Source organism: Hydrogenophaga bisanensis, assembly GCF_042665135.1.
Classification (GTDB): domain Bacteria; phylum Pseudomonadota; class Gammaproteobacteria; order Burkholderiales; family Burkholderiaceae_C; genus Hydrogenophaga; species Hydrogenophaga bisanensis.
In genome coordinates this window covers 168728-190142 of sequence record NZ_JBHTBX010000005.1, presented here as the reverse complement: position 1 = coordinate 190142, position 21415 = coordinate 168728, and the positions used below count along the sequence as shown (strand labels likewise).

Below are 21415 nucleotides of genomic sequence, written 5' to 3'. Positions count from 1 at the left end.
TTCAAGTGATCTGATCATCGCATTGGTGGGTATGCCTGGCTCAGGCAAATCGACCGTTGGCCGGCATCTTGCACGCCGCTTGAGGGTGGGTTTCGTCGACTCGGATCACGTGATTGAAGAGCACCTGGGCTGCAGCATCCGGGAGTTTTTCGAGCGTTCGGGTGAAGAGGCCTTTCGAGATCTGGAGCAATCCGTGCTCGATGAGTTGACGTTGCAAGGCACTGGCACCGTGCTTTCCACGGGAGGTGGCTCTGTGCTTCGCGCCGCCAATCGGCAGCATTTGCGCCAACGATGCCAGGTGATCTATTTGCGGTCCTCGCCGGAGGAGATCTTTCGGCGGGTCCGTCACGACAAAAACCGGCCTTTGCTGCAGGTCGATGACCCGTTGCAGCGCCTTAGGGATCTTTACCAAGTCCGTGATCCGCTCTATCGGGAAACGGCACACTTTGTGATCGATACCGGCAGGCCATCGGTGTCCACCCTGGTGAACATGATCTGCATGCAACTGGAACTGGCTGGTCACCTGCCAGCTGGCGATTGGGATCGTCATAGCGTCTGACCTACACTTGGGTCATGACCACGTGCAGCAATTCCTCTTCCCGCAACGTTGCCATTGACCTGGGCGACCGCAGCTACGACATCAGGATCGGACACGGCTTGCTGTCTGATCCCTTGAGCTTCGAGAGTCTTCCGTCCTCCACCGCTGCGATGGTGGTGACCAACGAGACCGTGGCGCCCCTGTACCTGGACGCTCTGAAAAGATCGATCGCGCGACGCCACAAGTATGTGCATGCCGTGGTCTTGCCTGACGGAGAGGCGTTCAAGACCTGGGAATCACTCAACCTGATCTTCGATGCCCTGCTGAAACATGGGTGCGATCGGAAAACCATGCTGTACGCGCTGGGCGGTGGCGTGGTAGGGGACATGACGGGCTTTGCGGCGGCGTGCTACATGCGCGGTGTCCCGTTCGTGCAGGTTCCGACCACCCTGTTGGCGCAGGTCGACTCTTCGGTCGGAGGAAAGACTGCCATCAACCATCCGCTGGGCAAGAACATGATCGGGGCGTTCTACCAGCCCCTTCGGGTGGTTTGCGATCTCTCGACCTTGAACACGCTGCCCCAGCGAGAGCTCAGTGCCGGACTGGCTGAAGTGATCAAGTACGGGCCGATCCATGACATGGCTTTCTTGCACTGGATCGAGCTGAACATGGACAAGCTGCTGACGCTGGACGCAGACGCCTTGGCACACGCCGTCCAACGCAGCTGTGAGATCAAGGCCCAGGTGGTGGGGCAGGACGAGCGTGAGGCGGGCTTGCGGGCCATCCTGAACTTCGGACACACCTTCGGTCACGCGATTGAGGCCGGTATGGGTTACGGCGCCTGGTTGCATGGAGAGGCCGTCGGTGCAGGCATGGTCATGGCGGCCATCCTGTCCGAGCGTCTTGGCATGGTGGACAAGGCCTTTGTACAAAGGTTGCGACAGGTCATCGATAGCGCCCGTTTGCCTGTGAAGGGGGCCGTGATTGACGCCAACGCCAATGCGTTGCGCTATCTGGAGCTGATGCGCCTGGACAAGAAATCGGAGTCTGGCGACATCCGGTTTGTGTTGATCGACGGACCGGGCAAAGCGCAGGTCCGGGCTGCGCCGGACGATGTGGTGATGTCGGTCATCAACGACTGCTGCGCTGCGTGAATCCGCCCACGGGATCTTTGCCCAAGGTGGTGGGGGCGCCCTTGGCTCCCTACGCGGCCCACCCTGAAAACAGTCGTGGGCGGCGTTTTCCGGAGCCTGAGGCGCCGACGAGAACGGCTTACCAACGCGATCGTGACCGGATCATCCATTCGACCGCGTTCCGTCGACTGGTGTACAAGACGCAGGTTTTTCTCAACCATGAGGGGGACCTGTTCAGAACCCGGATGACCCATTCGCTGGAAGTCGCCCAACTCGGACGCAGCATTGCCCGTCCACTGGGTCTGAATGAGGACCTGGTCGAGGCTATCGCGCTTGCGCACGATCTGGGCCACACACCGTTTGGCCACGCAGGCCAGGACGCGCTCAACGCCTGTATGCGTGACCTGTCTGGCCGCAAGGCAGGCGATGAAGACATCGCCGGGTTCGAGCACAACCTGCAAAGTCTTCGCGTCGTCGATGCGCTGGAAGAGCGTTATCCGTCTTTCGACGGACTGAATCTCACCTTCGAAACCAGGGAGGGGATTCTGAAGCATTGTTCATTGGCCAGTGCGCGTCAGTTGATGCGCCAGGATGAGACCGGCGTGGCCAGGCGATTCATCGATGGCGGTTCGCCGACCCTGGAGGCACAGCTGTGCAACCTGGCCGACGAGATTGCCTACAACGCGCACGACATTGATGATGGTGTGCGTTCGGGATTGCTGTCCTGGGAGCAACTCCAAGAGGTGCCGCTTTTCGATCGGTACCGTTTTCAGGCGCTGAAGAGTCATCCGAATCTGGCGGGCCGCAGGCTGCTCTTCGAATCGATAAGGCTCATGCTCAGCGATCAGGTGTATGACGTGATCGACCACACCCGTCAGGCGCTGGCCGACGCCGGGGTGAGGCATGTGGAAGAGGTCCGCGCGCATCCTGTCTTGGTGGCCTTTTCCGCGCCCATGGCCCGGGAGTCGGCGCAGCTCAAGCGCTTTCTTTTTCAGAACCTGTACCGGCACCCTCAGGTGCAGGAAACCGCAGACCGGGCACAGCGCATCGTCCGCGAATTGTTCGCGGCCTATCTGGCTCAACCGGAAGAGCGCGGTGTGCGAGGTGACGCCGGGAACGCCAGGGCCGTGGCGGACTACATTGCTGGCATGACCGACCGTTTTGCGATCAGGGAGCATGCACGCCTGTTCGGGAGTTCGCTGTTTCCATGATGCCGCACGAACCGGGGGATGAATTGGCATCGGTGAGATCGGCGGTGCTTGTCGTGGTGATCGGCATGGTTTCGGCGATGCACATTGGCAAACTGCCGGTGGCGATTCCGGTGCTGCGTGCCGAACTGGGTCTCTCGTTGGTGGAGGCGGGCTACCTGCTGTCACTGGTTCAGGTAGCGGGCATGCTGGGTGGGCTTTCGGTGGGACTGCTGGCCGACAAGGCCGGGCCGCGTCGGGTGATGCTTGTCGGCCTAGCGGTGCTCACGCTATCGAGTTTGCTGGGGTCGATGTCACAGGGTGTGGCCCAGCTGTTGTGGACGCGGGGCGCGGAAGGTGCCGGCTTTCTCCTGTCGGTGTTGCCCGCGCCTGCGCTGCTCAGGCTGACGGTGCGAAACCCGATGGCCTTGTCGAAGGCCCTGGGTTGGTGGGGTGCTTACATGCCGGTGGGCACTGCGACTGCCATGCTGCTCGGGGGCATGTTGATCGGAAGCGTTGGATGGCGTGGTTTGTGGTTGCTGCTTGGCGCCCTGACCGGTGGATGTGCCTGGCTGCTGTGGGCCCGGGTACCTGGAACTTATGGCATCGCTCCGTCCAGTGCTTTTGTACCGCGCCTCCTCCGTACCTTGCGTGCATCTGGCCCTTGGTATGCCGCCTTGGCCTTTTTCTGCTATTCCGGCCAATGGCTGGCCGTGGTGGGATTCCTTCCGACCATCTACAGCGGGGCATCGCTTCCGGTCTCGGTGGTTGGCTGGCTCAGTGCGCTGGCGGCCGGGATCAACATGACCGGCAATATCGCTGCCGGGCGTCTGCTGGCCCGTGGCGTGGCACCGGTGCGGCTATTGCTGACGGGCTATGTGGCCATGGGACTGGGTGCACTGCTGACCTTCGGTGTGCCCGAATCCCCCCTGCTGGGATACCTGGGTGTTCTGGTTTTTTCGGCCTTTGGTGGCCTCATTCCGGGTACGCTTTTCTCGCTGGCCGTTTCTTTGTCGCCCGGCTCGGACACCATTTCCACCACCGTGGGCTGGATGCAGCAATGGTCGTCCCTCGGGCAGTTTCTTGGCCCGCCGGTGGTGGCGATGGTCGCGGTCTGGGTCGGCGGCTGGAGCATGACCTGGATGGCGACCGGCGCATGTTCCGTGATCGGCGTGGCACTGGCCTGGCGGCTGCAAGGGCTCTGGAGACAGCTTGCGCGACCGCTACACTGATGTTCCTTTGACATCCATGCGCTGTGCGTGGATCCTTCGGACACATACAAGAGATCATGAGCTTTCTTCAGCAGCTCAAACAGCAGGCGCGAAGTCTCCAATCGCAACAGGATGAATGTCGCCAGAGCCTGGATGCGAATGTCCAGGTGACCGAGCTCGCCTGTCGGCGGGTTGCCGACTATCTGGGCGAACTGCCCAGACAACTGAACGTGATTGAACCCGCGGTGGTACCGCTGTCGCTGGACGGCCGGGCGCACTGGCCGCCGATGAAGCAGGTGGAGTTCCGGTCGGATGTGCGCAAGAAGCGTTTCATGGACAGGGAGGTCATCGACTACGTCGCACTGGGCTGGCGTGTCGTGCCTGCCCAGGGATCCCCAGTCATGATGACAGTTGGTGTGAATTTCCCTCCGGATCTGGAGAGGGTGGAGCGCCGTCTGTCGGCCGGACATGTGCCTCATCAGCGTCGGGAGCAGCGCCACCCGCAGACCAATCGCCTGCAGATGCTGTTCTTCGATCATGAAACGGTGGCCAAGGCCAGTGTGCTGGTCACACCGGATCATGAGGCGGGGACCGTGGCCTTCCGTCTTGGATGCGTGCAGGGTCTGGACATCGTGACCACGACGTACCCTGCTGCTGCCGCGACGACGGAACTGATGGATGAGCTGGCGCGCCTGATCGTTGGCCAACCCAGCCGCTTTGTCTGATGCGGCGTGATTGCTTGAAGCCATGTGAGGGTGCCCGCTGATGGCGCGCCTGGCCCGTTTGGCGGTGGGGGGGCGCCTGCACCTGATCGTCCTGCACGCCCATGGGAAGCAGTCGGTGTTCCGGGATGCCGACGACAGACAGGTATGGCTGGACTGGATGTCCGACTACGCGAAGACGGAGCGGATTGCCGTCCATGCCTACGCGCTCCTTGACGCCTGGGTGGGCCTGTTGGCGACCCCTGCGGAAGCTCAGGGTGTTTCGCGCTGGATGCAGGCCATCGGGCGGCGGTACGGCCGCTACTTCAATGATCGCCATCACCGGCGCGGCACCCTGTGGGACGGTCGATACCGGTGCACAGTGGTCGATGCAGACCACTACGCGCTTTCGGCGATGGTGTACCTGGACCTGGCGTCGGTCCGGGCAGGACTCGCGACTGGCGCTGACCAGTATCCGTGGTCCAGTCATCTGCACTACCTCGGGCTTCGGCAAGACCGGTTCCTCACGCCGCTGGCTTCGTACTGGTCCCTGGGCAACACCCCGTTTGCCCGTGAGGCGGCCTACGCCGAATTGGTGCGTGCAGGCTTGAGCAGCACGCAGGCGTCCCGGATCGAAGACGCGGTGGACAAGGCCTGGGTTCTTGGCGATGCACCGTTTGTCGAAGAACTGCAACCGCAGGTGCCTCGGCGGGTGACGAAAGGTCGTCCGGGCAGGCCCCGTAAGCAGTCACGCACCGAATAGGCTGTCGCCAAGTCGTTGAAAAATATGGATATTTCACCGTTCTTTAATGTGTCCCCTAATAAATTCTATGAATCGCCGTATTCAACAAAATACGTATCTGACCCTAAATAAAATGCTTGGCACTCATGTTGCATTGCACTAAGCTAGCCAATCCCGCGTAAGTACGCCTTGCATTCAAGAAGGAAGCGCCATGACCACGGCAGCCGAACAGCAGCAGCTTCAACAACAGGGTCTTTACGACCCGGCCAACGAACACGATGCCTGTGGCGTCGGCTTCGTGGCGCACATCAAGGGCGAGAAGCGCCACGACATCGTCCAGGGCGCGCTCAAGATCCTGGAGAATCTGGACCACCGCGGCGCCGTGGGTGCCGACAAGCTGATGGGCGATGGTGCCGGCATCCTGATCCAGATCCCGGACGCGCTCTACCGTGAGGAGATGGCCAAGCAGGGTGTCACGCTGCCGCCGCCCGGCGAATACGGGGTGGGCATGATCTTCCTGCCCAAGGAACACGCCAGCCGCCTGGCTTGTGAGCAGGAGATGGAGCGCGCCATCAAGGCCGAAGGCCAGGTGCTGCTGGGCTGGCGCGATGTGCCGGTCAACAAGGACATGCCGATGTCCCCGACCGTGCGCGAGAAAGAGCCGATCATGCGCCAGGTCTTCATCGGCCGTGGCGCCGACGTGATCGTGCAGGACGCGCTGGAGCGCAAGCTGTACGTCATCCGCAAGACCGCCAGCGCCCACATCCAGGCGCTCAAGCTCAAGCACAGCAAAGAGTACTACGTGCCCAGCATGAGCAGCCGCACCGTGGTCTACAAGGGCCTGCTGCTGGCCGACCAGGTGGGCACCTATTTCCTGGACCTGCAGGACCCGCGCTGCGTGTCCGCCCTGGGCCTGGTGCACCAGCGCTTCTCGACCAACACCTTCCCTGAGTGGCCGCTGTCGCACCCCTACCGCTACGTGGCGCACAATGGCGAGATCAACACTGTCAAGGGCAACTACAACTGGATGAAGGCGCGCGAAGGCGTGATGTCTTCGCCGGTGCTGGGCGACGATCTCAAGAAGCTGTATCCGATCAGCTTCGCCGGCCAGTCCGACACCGCCACGTTCGACAACTGCCTCGAACTGCTGACCATGGCCGGCTACCCGATCAGCCAGGCCGTGATGATGATGATTCCCGAGCCCTGGGAACAGCACACCATGATGGACCCGCGCCGCCGCGCGTTCTACGAATACCACGCCGCCATGCTGGAACCCTGGGACGGCCCGGCCTCGATCGTGTTCACCGACGGCCGCCAGATCGGCGCCACGCTGGACCGCAACGGCCTGCGCCCCTCGCGCTACTGCGTGACCGATGACGACCTGGTCATCATGGGTTCCGAATCGGGCGTGCTGCCGGTGCCGGAAAACAAGATCGTGCGCAAGTGGCGCCTGCAGCCCGGCAAGATGTTCCTGATCGACCTGGAGCAGGGCCGCATGATCGACGACGAGGAGCTCAAGGCCAACCTCGCCAACAGCAAGCCCTACAAGCAGTGGATCGAGAACCTGCGCATCAAGCTCGATGATGTGGAGCCCAACGCGGCCGACATGCCGGTGTCCGAGCCGGCGAGCCTGCTGGACCGCCAGCAAGCCTTCGGCATGACCCAGGAAGACATCAAGTTCCTGATGGCGCCGATGGCCATCAACGGCGAAGAGGGCATCGGCTCCATGGGGAACGACAGCCCGCTGGCCGTGCTCTCGGGCAAGAACAAACCGCTGTACAACTACTTCAAGCAACTGTTCGCCCAGGTGACCAACCCGCCGATCGACCCGATCCGCGAAGCCATCGTGATGTCGCTGGTGTCCTTCATCGGCCCCAAGCCGAACCTGCTGGACATCAACCAGGTGAACCCGCCGCTGCGTCTGGAAGTCAGCCAGCCCGTCCTCGACTTCGAGGACATGGACAAGTTGCGTGCCATCGAAGAGCGCACCCAAGGCAAGTTCCGCAGCCACACGCTGGACATCACTTACCCGGTGGCCTGGGGCAAGGAGGGCGTGGAGGCCAAGCTGGCCTCGCTGTGTGCCGAGGCCGTGGACGCGATCAAGGGTGGCAAGAATATTCTGATCATCAGCGACCGCGCTGCGAGCCGCGAACAGGTGGCTGTGCCGGCGCTGCTGGCGCTGTCGGCTGTGCACCAGCATCTGGTGCGCGAGGGCCTGCGCACCACCGCCGGTCTGGTGGTGGAGACAGGCACCGCCCGCGAGGTGCATCACTTCGCCGTGCTGGCCGGCTATGGCGCCGAAGCCGTGCACCCCTACCTGGCCATGGAAACCCTGGTGGCCATGCACAAGGAGCTGCCGGGCGACCTGTCGGCCGACAAGGCCATCTACAACTACGTCAAGGCGATTGGCAAGGGTCTGTCCAAGATCATGTCCAAGATGGGCGTGAGCACCTACATGTCCTACTGCGGCGCCCAGCTGTTCGAGGCCATCGGCCTGAACAGCGAGACGGTGGCCAAGTACTTCACCGGCACCGCCAGCCGTGTCGAGGGCATCGGCGTTTTCGAGATCGCCGAGGAAGCCATCCGCATGCACAAGGCCGCCTATGGTGACGACCCGGTGCTGGCCAACATGCTGGATGCCGGTGGCGAGTACGCCTGGCGCGCCCGCGGCGAAGAGCACATGTGGACGCCGGATGCGATCGCCAAGCTTCAGCACAGCACACGCGCCAACAACTTCAGCACCTACAAGGAATACGCGCAAATCATCAACGACCAGAACCGCCGCCACATGACGCTGCGCGGTCTGTTCGAATTCAAGATCGATCCGTCCAAGGCCATCCCGCTTGACGAGGTCGAGCCGGCCAAGGAGATCGTCAAGCGCTTTGCCACCGGCGCCATGTCGCTGGGCTCCATCTCCACCGAGGCGCACGCCACGCTGGCCGTGGCCATGAACCGTATCGGCGGCAAGAGCAACACCGGCGAAGGCGGCGAGGACGCGCTGCGCTACCGCAACGAGCTCAAGGGCATCCCGATCAAGCAGGGCCAGACCATGTCCGACCTGCTGGGCAACATTTTCGAGGTGGACTACCCGCTGCAGGATGGCGATTCGCTGCGCTCGAAGATCAAACAGGTGGCTTCCGGCCGTTTCGGTGTGACGGCCGAATACCTGGCCAGCGCCGACCAGATCCAGATCAAGATGGCCCAGGGCGCCAAGCCGGGCGAAGGCGGCCAGTTGCCCGGTGGCAAGGTGTCCGAGTACATTGGCAAGCTGCGCCACAGCGTGCCGGGCGTGGGCCTCATCAGCCCGCCGCCGCACCACGACATCTACTCGATCGAAGACCTGGCCCAGCTGATCCACGACCTGAAGAACGTGGCGCCGCACAGCGACATCAGCGTCAAGCTGGTGTCCGAAGTGGGCGTGGGCACCATCGCCGCGGGCGTGGCCAAGTGCAAGGCCGACCATGTGGTGATCGCCGGTCACGACGGCGGCACGGGCGCTTCGCCCTGGTCGTCCATCAAGCACGCTGGTTCGCCCTGGGAAATCGGCCTGGCCGAAACCCAGCAGACCCTGGTTCTCAACCGCCTGCGCGGCCGCATCCGTGTGCAGGCCGATGGTCAGATGAAGACCGGTCGCGACGTGGTCATCGGCGCGCTGCTGGGTGCCGATGAATTCGGCTTCGCGACCGCACCGCTGGTGGTTGAGGGCTGCATCATGATGCGCAAGTGCCACCTCAACACCTGTCCGGTGGGCGTGGCCACGCAGGATCCGGAGCTGCGCAAGAAGTTCTCGGGCAAGCCCGAGCACGTGGTCAACTACTTCTTCTTCGTCGCCGAGGAAGCCCGCCAGATCATGGCCCAACTGGGTATCCGCAAGTTCGACGACCTGATCGGTCGCGCCGACCTGCTGGACATGAAGAAAGGCATCGAGCACTGGAAAGCCCGAGGTCTGGACTTCAGCCGCCTGCTGGCCACCCCCGACGTGCCGGCCGATGTGCCGCGCCTGCATGTGCAGACGCAGGAGCACGGCCTGGAGAAGTCGCTCGACAACGTGCTGATCGCCAAGAGCAAGCCTGCCATCGAGAAGGGCGAGAAGGTCCAGTTCATCGAGGTGGCGCGCAACGTCAACCGCTCGCTGGGTGCCATGCTCTCGGGCGCGGTGACCAAGGTGCACCCTGAAGGGCTGCCCGATGACACCATCCGCATCCAGCTCGAAGGCACGGGTGGCCAGTCTTTCGGTGCCTTCCTGTGTAACGGGATCACGCTGTACCTGATCGGTGACGCCAACGACTACACCGGCAAGGGGCTGTCGGGTGGCCGTGTGGTGGTGCGCCCGAGCATCGACTTCCGCGGCGACGCGGCGCGCAACATCATCGTCGGCAACACGGTGATGTACGGTGCCACCAGCGGCGAGGCCTTCTTCAGCGGCGTGGCCGGCGAGCGTTTTGCCGTGCGCCTGTCCGGTGCCGCCGCGGTGGTCGAGGGCACGGGTGACCACGGCTGCGAATACATGACCGGCGGCACCGTGGTGGTGCTGGGCAAGACCGGCCGCAACTTCGCCGCCGGCATGAGCGGTGGCGTGGCCTATGTGTACGACGAGGACGGCCTGTTCGCCCAGCGCTGCAACACCGCCCAGGTCGCGCTGGACAAGGTGTTGCCAGCCGCCGAGCAGGAAGCCACGATCGACCGCGCTGTCTGGCACCGCGACCAGACCGATGAGGCTCAGCTGAAGAAACTGCTCGAAGACCACAACCGCTGGACGGGCAGCAAGCGCGCCCGAGAGTTGCTGGACAACTGGACCACCGCCCGCTCGAAGTTCGTGAAGGTCTTCCCGACCGAGTACAAGCGCGCCCTGGCCGAGATCAACGCCAAGAAGGCGGCTGTGGCTGCCACCGGCAAGGCGCAGAGCAGCGCCAAGAAACAAGCGGCTCCCGCCAAGTAAAAATCCACCCCACGCAGGACCATTCATCATGGGAAAAGTCACCGGCTTCATGGAATATGAGCGTCTGGAAGAGGGCTACATGCCCGTTGCCGAACGCCTGAAGCACTACAAGGAATTCGTGGTTGCGCTGGACGACAGCCAGGCCAAGATCCAGGGCGCACGCTGCATGGACTGCGGCACGCCGTTCTGCAACAACGGCTGCCCGGTCAACAACATCATTCCTGACTTCAACGACCTCGTGTACCAGGGGGACTGGCAGAACGCCATCACCGTGCTGCACAGCACCAACAACTTCCCGGAGTTCACCGGACGCATCTGCCCCGCGCCTTGCGAGGCTGCTTGCACCATCAACGTGAACGGCGACGCGGTGGGCATCAAGTCCATCGAGCACGCCATCATCGACAAGGCCTGGGCCAATGGGTGGGTTCAGCCTCAGCCGCCCAAGCACAAAACGGGCAAGAAGGTGGCGGTGGTCGGCTCCGGCCCGGCTGGTCTGGCGGCCGCGCAGCAGCTGGCGCGCGTGGGCCACGATGTGACGGTGTTCGAGAAGAACAGCCGCATCGGCGGGCTGCTGCGCTACGGTATCCCCGACTTCAAGATGGAGAAGTCGCACATCGATCGCCGCGTGGCGCAGATGGAAGCCGAGGGCGTGGTGTTCAAGACCAGCACCCTGATCGGTGCCATGCCCGAGGGCAGCAAGGTCACGAACGACGCCAAGACGGTGATCAGTGCCGACGAGCTCAAGGCGCAGTTCGACGCTGTGGTGCTGACCGGCGGCGCCGAGCAGAGCCGTGACCTGCCGGTGCCCGGCCGTGATCTGGATGGCGTGCACTTTGCCATGGAGTTCCTGCCCCAGCAGAACAAGGTCAACGCAGGCGACAAGCTCAAGAACCAGCTTCGCGCCGACGGCAAGCACGTCATCGTCATCGGCGGTGGCGACACCGGCTCCGACTGTGTGGGCACCAGCACCCGCCATGGCGCCCTGAGCGTGACGCAGTTCGAGCTCATGCCGCAGCCGCCCGAGCAGGAAGACAAGCCCCTGGTGTGGCCCTACTGGCCCCTTAAGCTGCGCACCAGCTCCAGCCACGAGGAGAGCGCCGAGAAGGGCATCCTCCAGCGCGAGTTCGCCATCTCCACCAAGGAGTTCATCGGCAAGAACGGCAAGCTCACCGGCCTGAAGACGGTGCACGTCGAGTTCAAGGACGGCAAGTTCATCGAGGTGCCGGGCACCGAGAAAGAGTACAAGGCCGACCTCGTGCTGCTGGCCATGGGCTTTGTGAACCCGGTCGCCAGCGTGCTCGACGCCTTTGGTGTGGACAAGGACGCCCGAGGCAACGCCAGGGCGACGACCGAATTCACCGGTGGCTATGCGACCAATGTGGCCAAGGTGTTCGCGGCCGGCGACATGCGCCGAGGACAGTCTCTGGTGGTCTGGGCGATCCGGGAAGGCCGTCAGGCCGCCCGCGCCGTTGACGAGTTCCTGATGGGCTATTCCGACCTCCCACGCTGATATCGTCCGATTCTTGGCGACAGCCGGCACGCCTCCTGAATATGGAGGAATGCCGGCTTTATTGCTTTTGTTCACAAATTGTTTGAGTCCGTGGTTTCGAGGGGCTTTTCATGACCATGCGACAATCCGGGTTTCCCCGGGATCCCGCCGCCTGGCATGACCTCATCACCCTTTATCGAGATCGACCACGTGACGTTCGGCTACGACAGCCGACGCACCATCCTCAACGACCTGTCCCTGCAGTTTGCAAGGGGCAAGGTGACGGCCGTCCTGGGGGGCTCGGGCTGTGGCAAGACCACTCTGCTGCGGCTGATTGGTGGCGTGCATCCCGCCAACAGCGGTCGGGTGGTGTTCGACGGCGAGGTCATCAACACGCGTGACAAGGCACAGCTGTTCCGCTTGCGCCGCCGCTTGGGCATGCTGTTCCAGTTCGGGGCGCTGTTCACCGACCTGTCGGTGTTCGACAACGTTGCTTTTCCCTTGCGCGAGATGACAGACCTGCCAGAGGCGCTCATCAAGGACATCGTCCTGATGAAGCTCAACGCGGTCGGGCTTCGCGGAGCCGCGGGGCTGAAGATCAGTGAAGTGTCCGGTGGCATGGGTCGTCGGGTGGCGCTGGCCCGTGCCATCGCCCTTGACCCGGAACTGATCATGTACGACGAGCCCTTCGCCGGCCTTGATCTTGTGTCCATGGGGGTGGCGGCCAAGCTGATCCGCACCCTGACCGATGTCACGGGTGCCACCACGCTGCTGATTTCCCATGATGTGCCGCAGTGCATGGCCATCAGCGACTGGGTGGTGCTGATGGCCGCGGGTGGTCGCCTGGTCGCTCAAGGTACCCCCGCTGAGCTGATGGACAGCACAGATCCCGAGGTTCGTCAGTTCGTGCGCGGCGAACCCGATGGTCCGGTCAAGTTCCACTATCCGGCGCCCCCCGTGGCAGCCGATTTCGGCCTGGAGGTGGTCCGGTGAATTTTCTTCAATGGCTGGGGCGCAGGGCCCTGGATGTGCTCGCGTCCTGGGGACATGGCGCCATTTTTTTCCTTGAGCTTCTCAAGGCTGTGCCGTCGGCCCTGGGGCGCTTCGGCCTGGTGGTCAAGCAGGTTCATGCCATCGGCAACCGTTCGCTCATCATCATCCTGGCATCGGGGCTGGCGGTGGGTTTCGTGCTGGCATTGCAGCTGTACAACACGCTGACGAACTTTGGTGCAGCCGAATCGCTGGGATTGGTGGTCAACCTCTCCCTGGTGCGCGAACTGGGCCCGGTGGTCACGGCACTGTTGTTTGCGGGTCGGGCCGGTACCTCGCTGACGGCCGAAATCGGTCTGATGAAGGCTGGTGAACAAATCTCGGCCATGGAACTGATGGCGATTGATCCGCGCAAACGGGTGCTGGCGCCGCGTTTCCTGGCCGGTGTCATCTCGATGCCCTTGCTCGCGGCGCTGTTTTCGGCCATCGGCATTCTGGGTGCCTGGCTGGTGGCCGTGGGTCTGATCGGCATCGATGCGGGCAACTTCTGGGCGATCCAGCAAAACGGCGTTGACGTCTGGCGGGACGTGGGCAACGGCGTGGTCAAGAGCATGGTCTTTGGCGTCATCTGCACCGCGGTGGCGCTCTATCAGGGCTATGAAACCGAAGCGACCCCCGAGGGCGTCGCCTATGCCACCACGAGAACCGTGGTGACCTCTTCGCTGGGGGTGCTTGCGATGGACTTCATCCTGACGGCACTGATGTTCTCCACCCCCTGACAAGGTAATCATTCATGAACAAGCGAACCACCGAAATCCTCGTCGGCCTGTTTGTCCTCCTGGGGGCTGCGGCACTGCTGTTTCTTGCGCTCAAGGCGGCCAACCTGGCCAGTTTCACAACCAGTGGTGACACCTATGTGGTGCAGGCCCGGTTCGACAACGTCGGCGGCCTCAAGGCCAGGGCCGCCGTTCGTTCGGCCGGCGTGAATGTCGGGCGCGTGACGGGTGTGACCCTGGATCCCCAGACCTTTCAGGGTCTGGTGACGCTGGAAATCAGCAAAGCGATGGCGTTTCCCAGGGATTCGTCGGCCAAGATCCTGACCTCGGGTCTGCTGGGCGACCAGTATGTCGGTATCGAGCCGGGTGGCGCCGTGGAGAACCTTTCGGCGGGCGATGTGATCACACAGACCCAGTCGGCCGTCGTGCTGGAGAACCTCATTGGTCAGTTCCTGTTCAACCGGGCGGCGGACAGCGGTTCAAGCCAGGGCGAATGACGGCCTGCCATCCTTCGGATTCTTGTGTCATGTCCTCAACGTTTTCTTCCATGCTTCAGCGGATGACCCGGTGGGCGCTGCTTTCCGTGGTGGTGGCGGTATCGGTGGGCTGTGCGACCCGCCCGGATGCCCATCCACAGGATCCGTTCGAGACCTTCAACCGGGATGTGTACCGTTTCAACGAGGTGGTGGACGAAGCGGTCGTCAAGCCAGTGGCGATTGCCTACCGGGATGTGACGCCAGATCCGGTGCGAACCGGTGTGAGCAATTTCTTCGGCAACCTGGGTGATGTGTGGTCGACGGCCAATGCGGTGCTTCAGCTTCGTCCGCGTGAAGCGGCTGAGAACTGGCTGCGCGTCAGCGTCAATACCGTTTTCGGTCTGGGTGGGCTGCTCGACATCGCCTCCGAGATGGGTATCGAGCGGACCAAACTGGATTTTGGGTTGACTCTTGGTCGTTGGGGCATTCCGTCAGGTCCTTATCTGGTGCTCCCGTTCATGGGCCCCTCGACCATCCGTGATGTCGCAGGCACGAGCATCGAGTCCCGAGGAGATCTGGTCCAGCAGCTGGAGCACATTCCGACACGCAACAGCCTGTATGTGCTCAGGCTTGTGGACACACGCACCAACCTGCTGAGAGCCACTTCCATGCTCGAAGGGGTTGCCTTGGACAAGTACAGCTTCACACGGGATGTCTACCTCCAGCGTCGCGAAAGCCAGATCGAGCATGCCCAGGAGCAGATGGGCAACGGCATCGGGATCCAGCGCGATACAGATACTGACAAATAGGGGTTTTGCCGACATGCAGGTGTTCCATGATGGGCGCCTCTGGCAAACCTGTGGACAGGGCACTGGCCCGGAAAGGAAAACAACACCATGATGAAACGACGCCAATGGATGGTGGCTGCCGTGATGGCCGTCTCGACGATTTCGACCATGTCCGTGCAGGCTGCCCAGGAGGCACCGGACGAACTGGTCAAGCGGATTTCGAACGAAGTGCTTGCCGCGATCAAGGCCGACCCCGCCATTCAGGCGGGAGACACCAACCGCATCGTGGCGCTGGTCGACAGCAAGATCATGCCCAATGTGAACTTCACCCGCATGACCTCGTCTGCCGTGGGTCGGTACTGGCGCCAGGCCACGCCGGAGCAGCAGAAGGCCCTGCAGGACGAATTCAAGACCTTGCTGGTGCGCACCTATTCGGGCGCTCTCGGTGAGGTGAAGGATCAGACCCTGAGCTTCCGTCCGATGCGTGCCCGCCCGGAAGACAAGGAAGTTGTGGTCCGCAGCGAGGTGCGCGGCAAGGGAGAGCCGATCCAGCTGGATTACCGCCTGGAGAAGACCGAGCAGGGCTGGAAGATCTATGACCTGAATGTGCTGGGCGTCTGGCTGGTGGAAACCTACCGTTCGCAGTTTGCCCAGGAAATCTCTGCCAAAGGCATTGATGGCCTGATCCAGTCGCTGGCCCAGCGAAACAAGGCTGGTGCTTCTCCCAAGGCAGGTTGAGCCCGCTGTGAACGAGCAGTTGCTTCCTCTCCTGGCGTTGCCTTCGCGGCTGACCATCGAACGGGCATCTTCGGTGCTGACAGAGCTCCAGTCTGCGCTGTCAGCGACCGAGGATGCCATGGTCGTCCTCGATGCAGCGGCTCTGCATGATTTCGACACGTCGGCGGTGGCTGTCCTGCTGGAGTTGCGCCGCCACCAGCTTCTTCGAGGGCGCGAACTCGGTATCGTGAACTGGCCGGAGCGCCTGACGTCGCTGGTTCGCCTCTACGGGGTCGACACCCTGCTCGACATCCCTTCGGCCACCGCGGCCTGATGTCATAGGCCGGGTCTTTCTACAGCCCGGCTGTCCGGCCCCTCCCCTTGGCCTAAAATGTCAGGTTCCTCAGCCCGAGGCGGCTAGCATGCCGCCGGTTCGGACCGCCCGCGCGATGCCCGCCGTATCTTTCCAAAACGTTTCCAAGACCTACCAGAGCGCACGCGGCACCTTCAAGGCGCTGGATGGCGTTTCGTTCGATATCGAACCTGGGGAGTTCTTTGGTCTGCTGGGCCCCAATGGCGCCGGCAAGACCACGCTGATCAGCATTCTGGCGGGTCTCACCCAGCCCAGCGGTGGCAAGGTGACCGTCAACGGGCATGATGTGCAGGCTGACTACCCGTCTGCGCGCCGTCAGTTGGGCGTGGTGCCACAGGAACTCGTGTTCGATCCCTTTTTCAATGTCCGAGAGACGCTCAGGCTTCAGTCGGGCTACTTCGGCATCCGCCACAACGATGCCTGGATCGATGAGCTTCTGGAAGGCTTGGGTCTGGCCGACAAGGCCCAGGCGAATATGCGGCAGCTCTCGGGTGGCATGAAGCGGCGTGTGCTGGTGGCGCAGGCGCTGGTCCACCGTCCACCCGTGATCGTGCTGGATGAGCCCACGGCCGGGGTGGACGTCGAGTTGCGACAGACGCTCTGGCAGTTTGTGTCCCGCCTCAATCGCGAGGGCAGCACGGTGCTGCTCACCACCCATTACCTGGAAGAAGCCGAGGCGCTGTGCGGCCGCATTGCCATGCTCAAGCAGGGCCGGGTGGTGGCGCTGGAGAAAACCTCCGAGCTCCTTCGACGCGCGTCATCCAATGTGCTGCGCTTCAAGACGGACCAGTCCCTGCCCGATGATCTGCTGGTACACGCCCGTGTCACCGGCCGGGTGGTTCAGTTGCCGGCGCACAGCGCCTTGGAGGTGGAGCAACTGCTCGCTCGGGTCCGTGAAAGCGGTGTGGTGGCCGAAGACATCGAGATTCGCAAACCCGATCTGGAGGATGTCTTCATCGATGTGATGGGGGGCGCTGCACAGGCTGCCCAAGCGGAGGCGCGTTCGTGAACGGCTGGCAGACCCTGTTCTACAAAGAGGTCCTTCGGTTCTGGAAGGTGGGCTTCCAGACCGTGGCAGCGCCGGTGATCACGGCCATCCTCTACATGATGATCTTCGGCCATGTGCTCGAGGACAGCGAGAAGGTCTACGGTCAGGTGAACTACACCGCCTTCCTGTTGCCGGGCCTGGTGATGATGAGCGTGCTCCAGAATGCCTTTGCCAACAGCAGTTCCTCGCTCATCCAGAGCAAGATCATGGGCAACCTTGTGTTCCTGATGCTCACCCCCCTGTCTCACCGGGCCTGGTTCGTGGCCTACGTGGGATCGTCGGTGGTGCGTGGTCTGGCCGTCGGCCTTGGGGTGATGCTGCTGACCTGGTGGTACGCGCAGCCGCCCATACTGGCGCCGCTCTGGGTGCTGGTGTTTGCGTTCCTGGGCGCGGCGCTGCTCGGAACGCTGGGTCTGATCGCCGGGCTGTGGGCCGAAAAGTTCGACCAGATGGCGGCGTTCCAGAATTTCATCATCATGCCCATGACGTTCCTGTCAGGGGTGTTCTATTCGATCCATTCGCTGCCGGCGTTCTGGCAGACTGTCAGCCATCTCAACCCGTTCTTCTACATGATCGACGGCTTCCGGTACGGCTTCTTCGGCGTCAGCGACGTGTCACCCTGGCTGAGTCTGGGGATCGTCAGCGCTGCGCTTGCCGTGGTGGCTTTTCTGGCGTTGCACCTGCTTCGCACCGGCTACAAGATCCGTCACTGACGCCCATTTCTCTTCCTTCCCATGACTGCTGACCAGATCGAGTCCATCATCCGCGAGGGTCTGCCTTGCGAACACATAGAGGTCACCGGTGATGGCCGCCACTGGGCCGCCGTCGTCGTATCGCCGGCTTTCGAGGGCATGCGGTCGATCGCGCGCCACCAGAAGGTCTATGCCACCCTGGGACAGCGTATCCACAATGATGAGGTGCACGCGCTGTCGATGAAAACCTTCACGCCAGCCGAATGGGCTGCCCGAGGCTGAGAGCAAGACCATGGACAAACTGCGCATCACGGGGGGGCGGACCCTGCACGGTGAGGTGGAGATTTCCGGGGCCAAGAATGCGGCCTTGCCCGAACTCTGTGCCACCCTGCTGACCGATGAGCCCGTCACCTTGACGAATGTGCCGCGCCTGCGGGACATCGCCACGATGAGGTCCTTGCTCGACCACATGGGTGTGCGCACAGCGACCCATGGCGAGCGTGGGGGCATGGATTTCCACGCTGGCGGACCGATCACCCCGGAAGCACCGTACGAACTGGTCAAGACCATGCGTGCCTCCGTGCTGGTGCTCGGTCCCTTGCTGGCCCGTTTCGGACACGCCAGGGTGTCGCTGCCGGGGGGGTGCGCCATCGGCGCCAGGCCCGTGGATCAGCACATCAAGGGCTTGCAGGCCATGGGTGCCGACATCGTGGTGGAGCATGGCTACATGGTGGCCCGTCTGCCGTCGGGTCGCAGCCGACTCAAGGGCGCGCGCATCGCCACCGACATGGTGACGGTGACCGGTACCGAGAACTTCCTGATGGCCGCTGCGCTGGCGGATGGCGAGACGGTGCTGGAAAACGCCGCCCAGGAGCCCGAGATCCCGGATCTGGCCGAGATGCTGATCGCCATGGGGGCGAAGATCGAAGGCCATGGCACCAGCCGTATCCATGTCCAGGGCGTCGAACGCCTGCATGGTTGTCGCCACCAGGTGGTTGCCGACCGGATCGAGGCGGGAACCTTCCTCTGCGCCGTCGCCGCAACTGGTGGAGAGGTCGTGTTGCGGCACGGGCGCGCTGACCACCTCGAAGCGGTCATTGACAAGCTGCGTGAGGCCGGCGCTGTCATCGAAGCGGGAGAAGGTTTCATTCGCGTCCGCAGCGAAGGTCGCCTCAAGGCACAGAGCTTCCGCACCACCGAGTACCCCGGCTTCCCGACCGACATGCAGGCCCAGTTCATGGCATTGAACTGCATCGCCCAAGGAACCAGCACGGTCACCGAGACGATTTTCGAGAACCGTTTCATGCACGTGAGTGAACTCATGCGCCTGGGCGCTCGCATCCAGATCGACGGCAAGGTCGCGGTCGTGGAAGGCGTGGAGCGCCTGTCCGGCGCGACGGTGATGGCCACGGACCTGCGCGCGTCGGCCAGTCTGGTGATTGCCGGGCTCGTGGCCGACGGCGAAACGATCGTGGACCGGATCTACCATCTTGACCGCGGTTACGACCAGATGGAAACCAAGCTGCGTGCCATCGGCGCGGACATCGAACGCATCAGGTGAGCCACATGCCCACGATCACCCTGGCCCTGTCCAAAGGGCGAATTTTCGACGAAACCTTGCCGCTGCTCGCTGCAGCCGGCATCGAAGTGCTTGAAGATCCGGAGAAGTCGCGCAAGCTCATTCTCCCCACCAATCAGCCGAACGTTCGCGTGGTTCTGGTACGAGCCACGGACGTGCCGACCTACGTGGAGCACGGCGGTGCCGACCTGGGCGTCACCGGCAAGGACACGCTCATCGAGCATGGCGGACAGGGCCTGTATCAGCCGCTGGATCTGCAGATCGCCAAGTGCCGCATGAGTGTCGCGGTGCCGGCAGACTTTGACTACGCGTCGGCGGTGCGGCAGGGGTCGCGCCTGAAGGTGGCCACCAAATACACCACCATTGCGCGCGATTTCTTTGCCTCCAAGAGCGTCCACGTCGACCTGATCAAGCTCTACGGCAGCATGGAGCTGGCGCCCCTGACCGGGCTGGCCGATGCCATCGTGGACCTGGTCTCCACCGGCAAGACGCTCAAGGCCAACAACCTGGTCGAAGTCGAGCAGATCATGGACATCAGCTCGCGCCTGGTGGTCAACCAGGCGGCCCTCAAGCTCAAGCAGGCTGCCATCCGACCCATTCTCGACGCCTTCACACAAGCCATCCAGAAAGGCCCTTCACCGTCATGAGCCTCTCCGCCACGCCCCTTCGCCTGTCCACAGCCTCGGCCGATTTCGAAACACAGTTCGCCCAGCGGCTGCACTGGTCGGCGGACACGGATCATGCGATCGAGCAACGCGTGGCGGACATCCTGACCGATGTGAAGCAGCGCGGTGACGCGGCGGTGCTGGAGTACACGGCGCGCTTCGATGGTCTGCAGGCGGGCTCGATGGCCGAACTCGAGCTGACCCAGGCCGACTTCAAGGCCGCGTTTGACGGCTTGCCTGCCGCCCAGCGCGAGGCGCTTCAGAGCGCGGCGCGCCGCGTGCGCAGCTACCACGAGGCGCAGAAGAAAGCCTCTGGCGAGAGCTGGACCTACCGCGACGAAGACGGCACTCTGCTGGGCCAGAAGGTCACGCCGCTGGACCGTGTGGGCATCTATGTGCCCGGCGGTAAGGCGGCCTACCCATCGAGTCTGATCATGAACGCGGTGCCGGCGCACGTGGCCGGCGTGGGCGAGATCATCATGGTGGTGCCGACCCCGGTGCGCGGCAGCGTGGCTACCGGCGGCACGGGTGCGACCACTTCGGCGCGCGGCGAGCGCAACGAACTGGTGCTGGCCGCGGCCTACGTCGCCGGTGTCACGCGCGCCTTCACCATCGGCGGTGCGCAGGCCGTGGCTGCACTGGCCTATGGCACCGCCACGGTGCCCAAGGTCGACAAGATCACTGGTCCCGGCAACGCCTATGTGGCCAGTGCCAAGCGCCGGGTGTTCGGTACGGTGGGGATCGACATGATCGCCGGCCCCAGCGAGATCCTGGTGCTGGCAGACGGCAGCACACCGGCCGATTGGGTGGCGATGGACCTGTTCAGCCAGGCCGAGCATGACGAGCTGGCGCAGTCGATCCTGCTGTGCCCCGACGCTACCTACCTCGACGCGGTGCAGGCCGCCATTGATCGCTTGCTGCCCACCATGCCGCGTGCCGCCATCATCGCCAAGAGCCTGAACGACCGCGGCGCGCTCATCCACACGCGCGACATGGAAGAAGCCTGCACCATCAGCAACCGCATCGCGCCGGAGCACCTGGAGGTCTCCAGCAGCGATCCGCACCGATGGGAGCCGCTGCTCAGGCACGCCGGCGCCATCTTTCTCGGCGCCTACACCAGCGAAAGTCTGGGTGACTACTGCGCCGGCCCCAACCATGTGCTGCCCACCAGCGGCACCGCGCGCTTCAGCTCGCCGCTGGGCGTGTACGACTTCCAGAAGCGCAGCAGCCTGATCGAGGTCAGCCAGGCCGGTGCCCAGCCGCTGGGCGTCATTGCTGCCGAGCTGGCCTATGGTGAGGGCCTGCAGGCGCACGCCCGCGCCGCCGAGTTGCGCCTGAACGAGGTCCCCCCGATGCGAGGCGTGAAATGAA

At 63.2% G+C, this 21415-nt stretch carries 20 protein-coding genes; all 20 read left to right on the top strand.

Going from position 1 to position 21415, the window contains the following annotated elements:
- The first annotated feature begins 10 nt into the window (after positions 1-10).
- The 20 genes from ACFQNJ_RS09430 to hisD all read left to right on the top strand — a co-directional run bounded on the left by ACFQNJ_RS09430 (position 11) and on the right by hisD (position 21414).
- Positions 11-559, top strand: a complete 549-nt coding sequence (locus tag ACFQNJ_RS09430) for a shikimate kinase (RefSeq protein ID WP_382256668.1) — start codon at positions 11-13, stop codon at positions 557-559.
- A gap of 14 nt (positions 560-573) precedes the next feature.
- Complete coding sequence (gene aroB / locus ACFQNJ_RS09425; RefSeq protein ID WP_382256433.1) at positions 574-1692, top strand: 3-dehydroquinate synthase; 1119 nt, start codon at positions 574-576, stop codon at positions 1690-1692.
- On the top strand, positions 1677-2882 hold the full coding sequence (locus ACFQNJ_RS09420) for a deoxyguanosinetriphosphate triphosphohydrolase (RefSeq protein ID WP_382256666.1): 1206 nt from the start codon (positions 1677-1679) through the stop codon (positions 2880-2882). Before aroB ends, ACFQNJ_RS09420 begins: the two co-directional genes overlap by 16 nt.
- Positions 2879-4090: an MFS transporter gene (locus ACFQNJ_RS09415; protein WP_382256431.1), complete on the top strand. Its 1212-nt coding sequence runs from the start codon at positions 2879-2881 to the stop codon at positions 4088-4090. Before ACFQNJ_RS09420 ends, ACFQNJ_RS09415 begins: the two co-directional genes overlap by 4 nt.
- A 56-nt stretch (positions 4091-4146) precedes the next feature.
- Entirely contained in the window at positions 4147-4794 is a 648-nt protein-coding gene (locus ACFQNJ_RS09410; RefSeq protein ID WP_382256428.1) for a hypothetical protein, read from the top strand.
- 40 nt (positions 4795-4834) lie between these two features.
- Positions 4835-5533, top strand: a complete 699-nt coding sequence (locus tag ACFQNJ_RS09405; protein ID WP_382256425.1) for a transposase — start codon at positions 4835-4837, stop codon at positions 5531-5533.
- Positions 5534-5723: 190 nt separating this feature from the next.
- Complete coding sequence (locus ACFQNJ_RS09400) at positions 5724-10451, top strand: glutamate synthase-related protein (RefSeq protein WP_382256422.1); 4728 nt, start codon at positions 5724-5726, stop codon at positions 10449-10451.
- A gap of 28 nt (positions 10452-10479) precedes the next feature.
- Positions 10480-11961 (top strand): glutamate synthase subunit beta, encoded by a 1482-nt coding sequence (locus tag ACFQNJ_RS09395; RefSeq protein ID WP_382256419.1) that lies wholly within the window; start codon positions 10480-10482, stop codon positions 11959-11961.
- Positions 11962-12117: 156 nt separating this feature from the next.
- Positions 12118-12933: an ABC transporter ATP-binding protein gene (locus ACFQNJ_RS09390; protein WP_374640128.1), complete on the top strand. Its 816-nt coding sequence runs from the start codon at positions 12118-12120 to the stop codon at positions 12931-12933.
- Positions 12930-13709 (top strand): lipid asymmetry maintenance ABC transporter permease subunit MlaE, encoded by a 780-nt coding sequence (gene mlaE / locus ACFQNJ_RS09385; protein WP_382256417.1) that lies wholly within the window; start codon positions 12930-12932, stop codon positions 13707-13709. Before ACFQNJ_RS09390 ends, mlaE begins: the two co-directional genes overlap by 4 nt.
- 14 nt (positions 13710-13723) lie before the next feature.
- Positions 13724-14203: an outer membrane lipid asymmetry maintenance protein MlaD gene (gene mlaD / locus ACFQNJ_RS09380; RefSeq protein ID WP_382256416.1), complete on the top strand. Its 480-nt coding sequence runs from the start codon at positions 13724-13726 to the stop codon at positions 14201-14203.
- A gap of 29 nt (positions 14204-14232) precedes the next feature.
- Positions 14233-14991 carry an MlaA family lipoprotein gene (locus ACFQNJ_RS09375; protein WP_382256413.1) on the top strand — a complete coding sequence of 253 codons (759 nt, stop codon included), beginning with the start codon at positions 14233-14235 and terminating at the stop codon, positions 14989-14991.
- Positions 14992-15081: 90 nt separating this feature from the next.
- Entirely contained in the window at positions 15082-15708 is a 627-nt protein-coding gene (locus ACFQNJ_RS09370; protein WP_374640179.1) for an MlaC/ttg2D family ABC transporter substrate-binding protein, read from the top strand.
- Between the two features lie 7 nt (positions 15709-15715).
- Positions 15716-16021, top strand: a complete 306-nt coding sequence (locus ACFQNJ_RS09365; protein ID WP_382256411.1) for an STAS domain-containing protein — start codon at positions 15716-15718, stop codon at positions 16019-16021.
- A 115-nt stretch (positions 16022-16136) separates the two neighbouring features.
- Positions 16137-17069, top strand: a complete 933-nt coding sequence (locus ACFQNJ_RS09360; protein WP_382256409.1) for an ABC transporter ATP-binding protein — start codon at positions 16137-16139, stop codon at positions 17067-17069.
- Positions 17066-17821 (top strand): ABC transporter permease, encoded by a 756-nt coding sequence (locus ACFQNJ_RS09355; protein ID WP_382256408.1) that lies wholly within the window; start codon positions 17066-17068, stop codon positions 17819-17821. The genes ACFQNJ_RS09360 and ACFQNJ_RS09355 overlap by 4 nt, the downstream gene beginning before the upstream one ends.
- A gap of 21 nt (positions 17822-17842) precedes the next feature.
- Entirely contained in the window at positions 17843-18082 is a 240-nt protein-coding gene (locus ACFQNJ_RS09350) for a BolA family protein (RefSeq protein ID WP_374640136.1), read from the top strand.
- A gap of 10 nt (positions 18083-18092) precedes the next feature.
- Positions 18093-19361 (top strand): UDP-N-acetylglucosamine 1-carboxyvinyltransferase, encoded by a 1269-nt coding sequence (gene murA, locus ACFQNJ_RS09345; RefSeq protein WP_382256406.1) that lies wholly within the window; start codon positions 18093-18095, stop codon positions 19359-19361.
- Between the two features lie 5 nt (positions 19362-19366).
- Positions 19367-20026, top strand: coding sequence for an ATP phosphoribosyltransferase (gene hisG / locus ACFQNJ_RS09340; RefSeq protein WP_382256403.1), 660 nt, complete (start codon positions 19367-19369; stop codon positions 20024-20026).
- On the top strand, positions 20023-21414 hold the full coding sequence (gene hisD, locus ACFQNJ_RS09335; protein WP_382256401.1) for a histidinol dehydrogenase: 1392 nt from the start codon (positions 20023-20025) through the stop codon (positions 21412-21414). Before hisG ends, hisD begins: the two co-directional genes overlap by 4 nt.
- Position 21415: the final 1 nt, after the last annotated feature.

Excerpts from the sequence above, each read along its gene's own strand:
- aroB (WP_382256433.1), top strand. The coding sequence starts at position 574 with ATGACCACGTGCAGCAATTCCTCTTCCCGCAACGTTGCCATTGACCTG.
- ACFQNJ_RS09415 (WP_382256431.1), top strand. The coding sequence starts at position 2,879 with ATGATGCCGCACGAACCGGGGGATGAATTGGCATCGGTGAGATCGGCG.
- ACFQNJ_RS09410 (WP_382256428.1), top strand. The coding sequence starts at position 4,147 with ATGAGCTTTCTTCAGCAGCTCAAACAGCAGGCGCGAAGTCTCCAATCG.
- ACFQNJ_RS09405 (WP_382256425.1), top strand. The coding sequence starts at position 4,835 with ATGGCGCGCCTGGCCCGTTTGGCGGTGGGGGGGCGCCTGCACCTGATC.
- ACFQNJ_RS09400 (WP_382256422.1), top strand. The coding sequence starts at position 5,724 with ATGACCACGGCAGCCGAACAGCAGCAGCTTCAACAACAGGGTCTTTAC.
- ACFQNJ_RS09395 (WP_382256419.1), top strand. The coding sequence starts at position 10,480 with ATGGGAAAAGTCACCGGCTTCATGGAATATGAGCGTCTGGAAGAGGGC.
- ACFQNJ_RS09390 (WP_374640128.1), top strand. The coding sequence starts at position 12,118 with ATGACCTCATCACCCTTTATCGAGATCGACCACGTGACGTTCGGCTAC.
- mlaD (WP_382256416.1), top strand. The coding sequence starts at position 13,724 with ATGAACAAGCGAACCACCGAAATCCTCGTCGGCCTGTTTGTCCTCCTG.
- ACFQNJ_RS09375 (WP_382256413.1), top strand. The coding sequence starts at position 14,233 with ATGTCCTCAACGTTTTCTTCCATGCTTCAGCGGATGACCCGGTGGGCG.
- ACFQNJ_RS09370 (WP_374640179.1), top strand. The coding sequence starts at position 15,082 with ATGAAACGACGCCAATGGATGGTGGCTGCCGTGATGGCCGTCTCGACG.
- ACFQNJ_RS09360 (WP_382256409.1), top strand. The coding sequence starts at position 16,137 with ATGCCCGCCGTATCTTTCCAAAACGTTTCCAAGACCTACCAGAGCGCA.
- ACFQNJ_RS09350 (WP_374640136.1), top strand. The coding sequence starts at position 17,843 with ATGACTGCTGACCAGATCGAGTCCATCATCCGCGAGGGTCTGCCTTGC.
- murA (WP_382256406.1), top strand. The coding sequence starts at position 18,093 with ATGGACAAACTGCGCATCACGGGGGGGCGGACCCTGCACGGTGAGGTG.
- hisG (WP_382256403.1), top strand. The coding sequence starts at position 19,367 with ATGCCCACGATCACCCTGGCCCTGTCCAAAGGGCGAATTTTCGACGAA.
- hisD (WP_382256401.1), top strand. The coding sequence starts at position 20,023 with ATGAGCCTCTCCGCCACGCCCCTTCGCCTGTCCACAGCCTCGGCCGAT.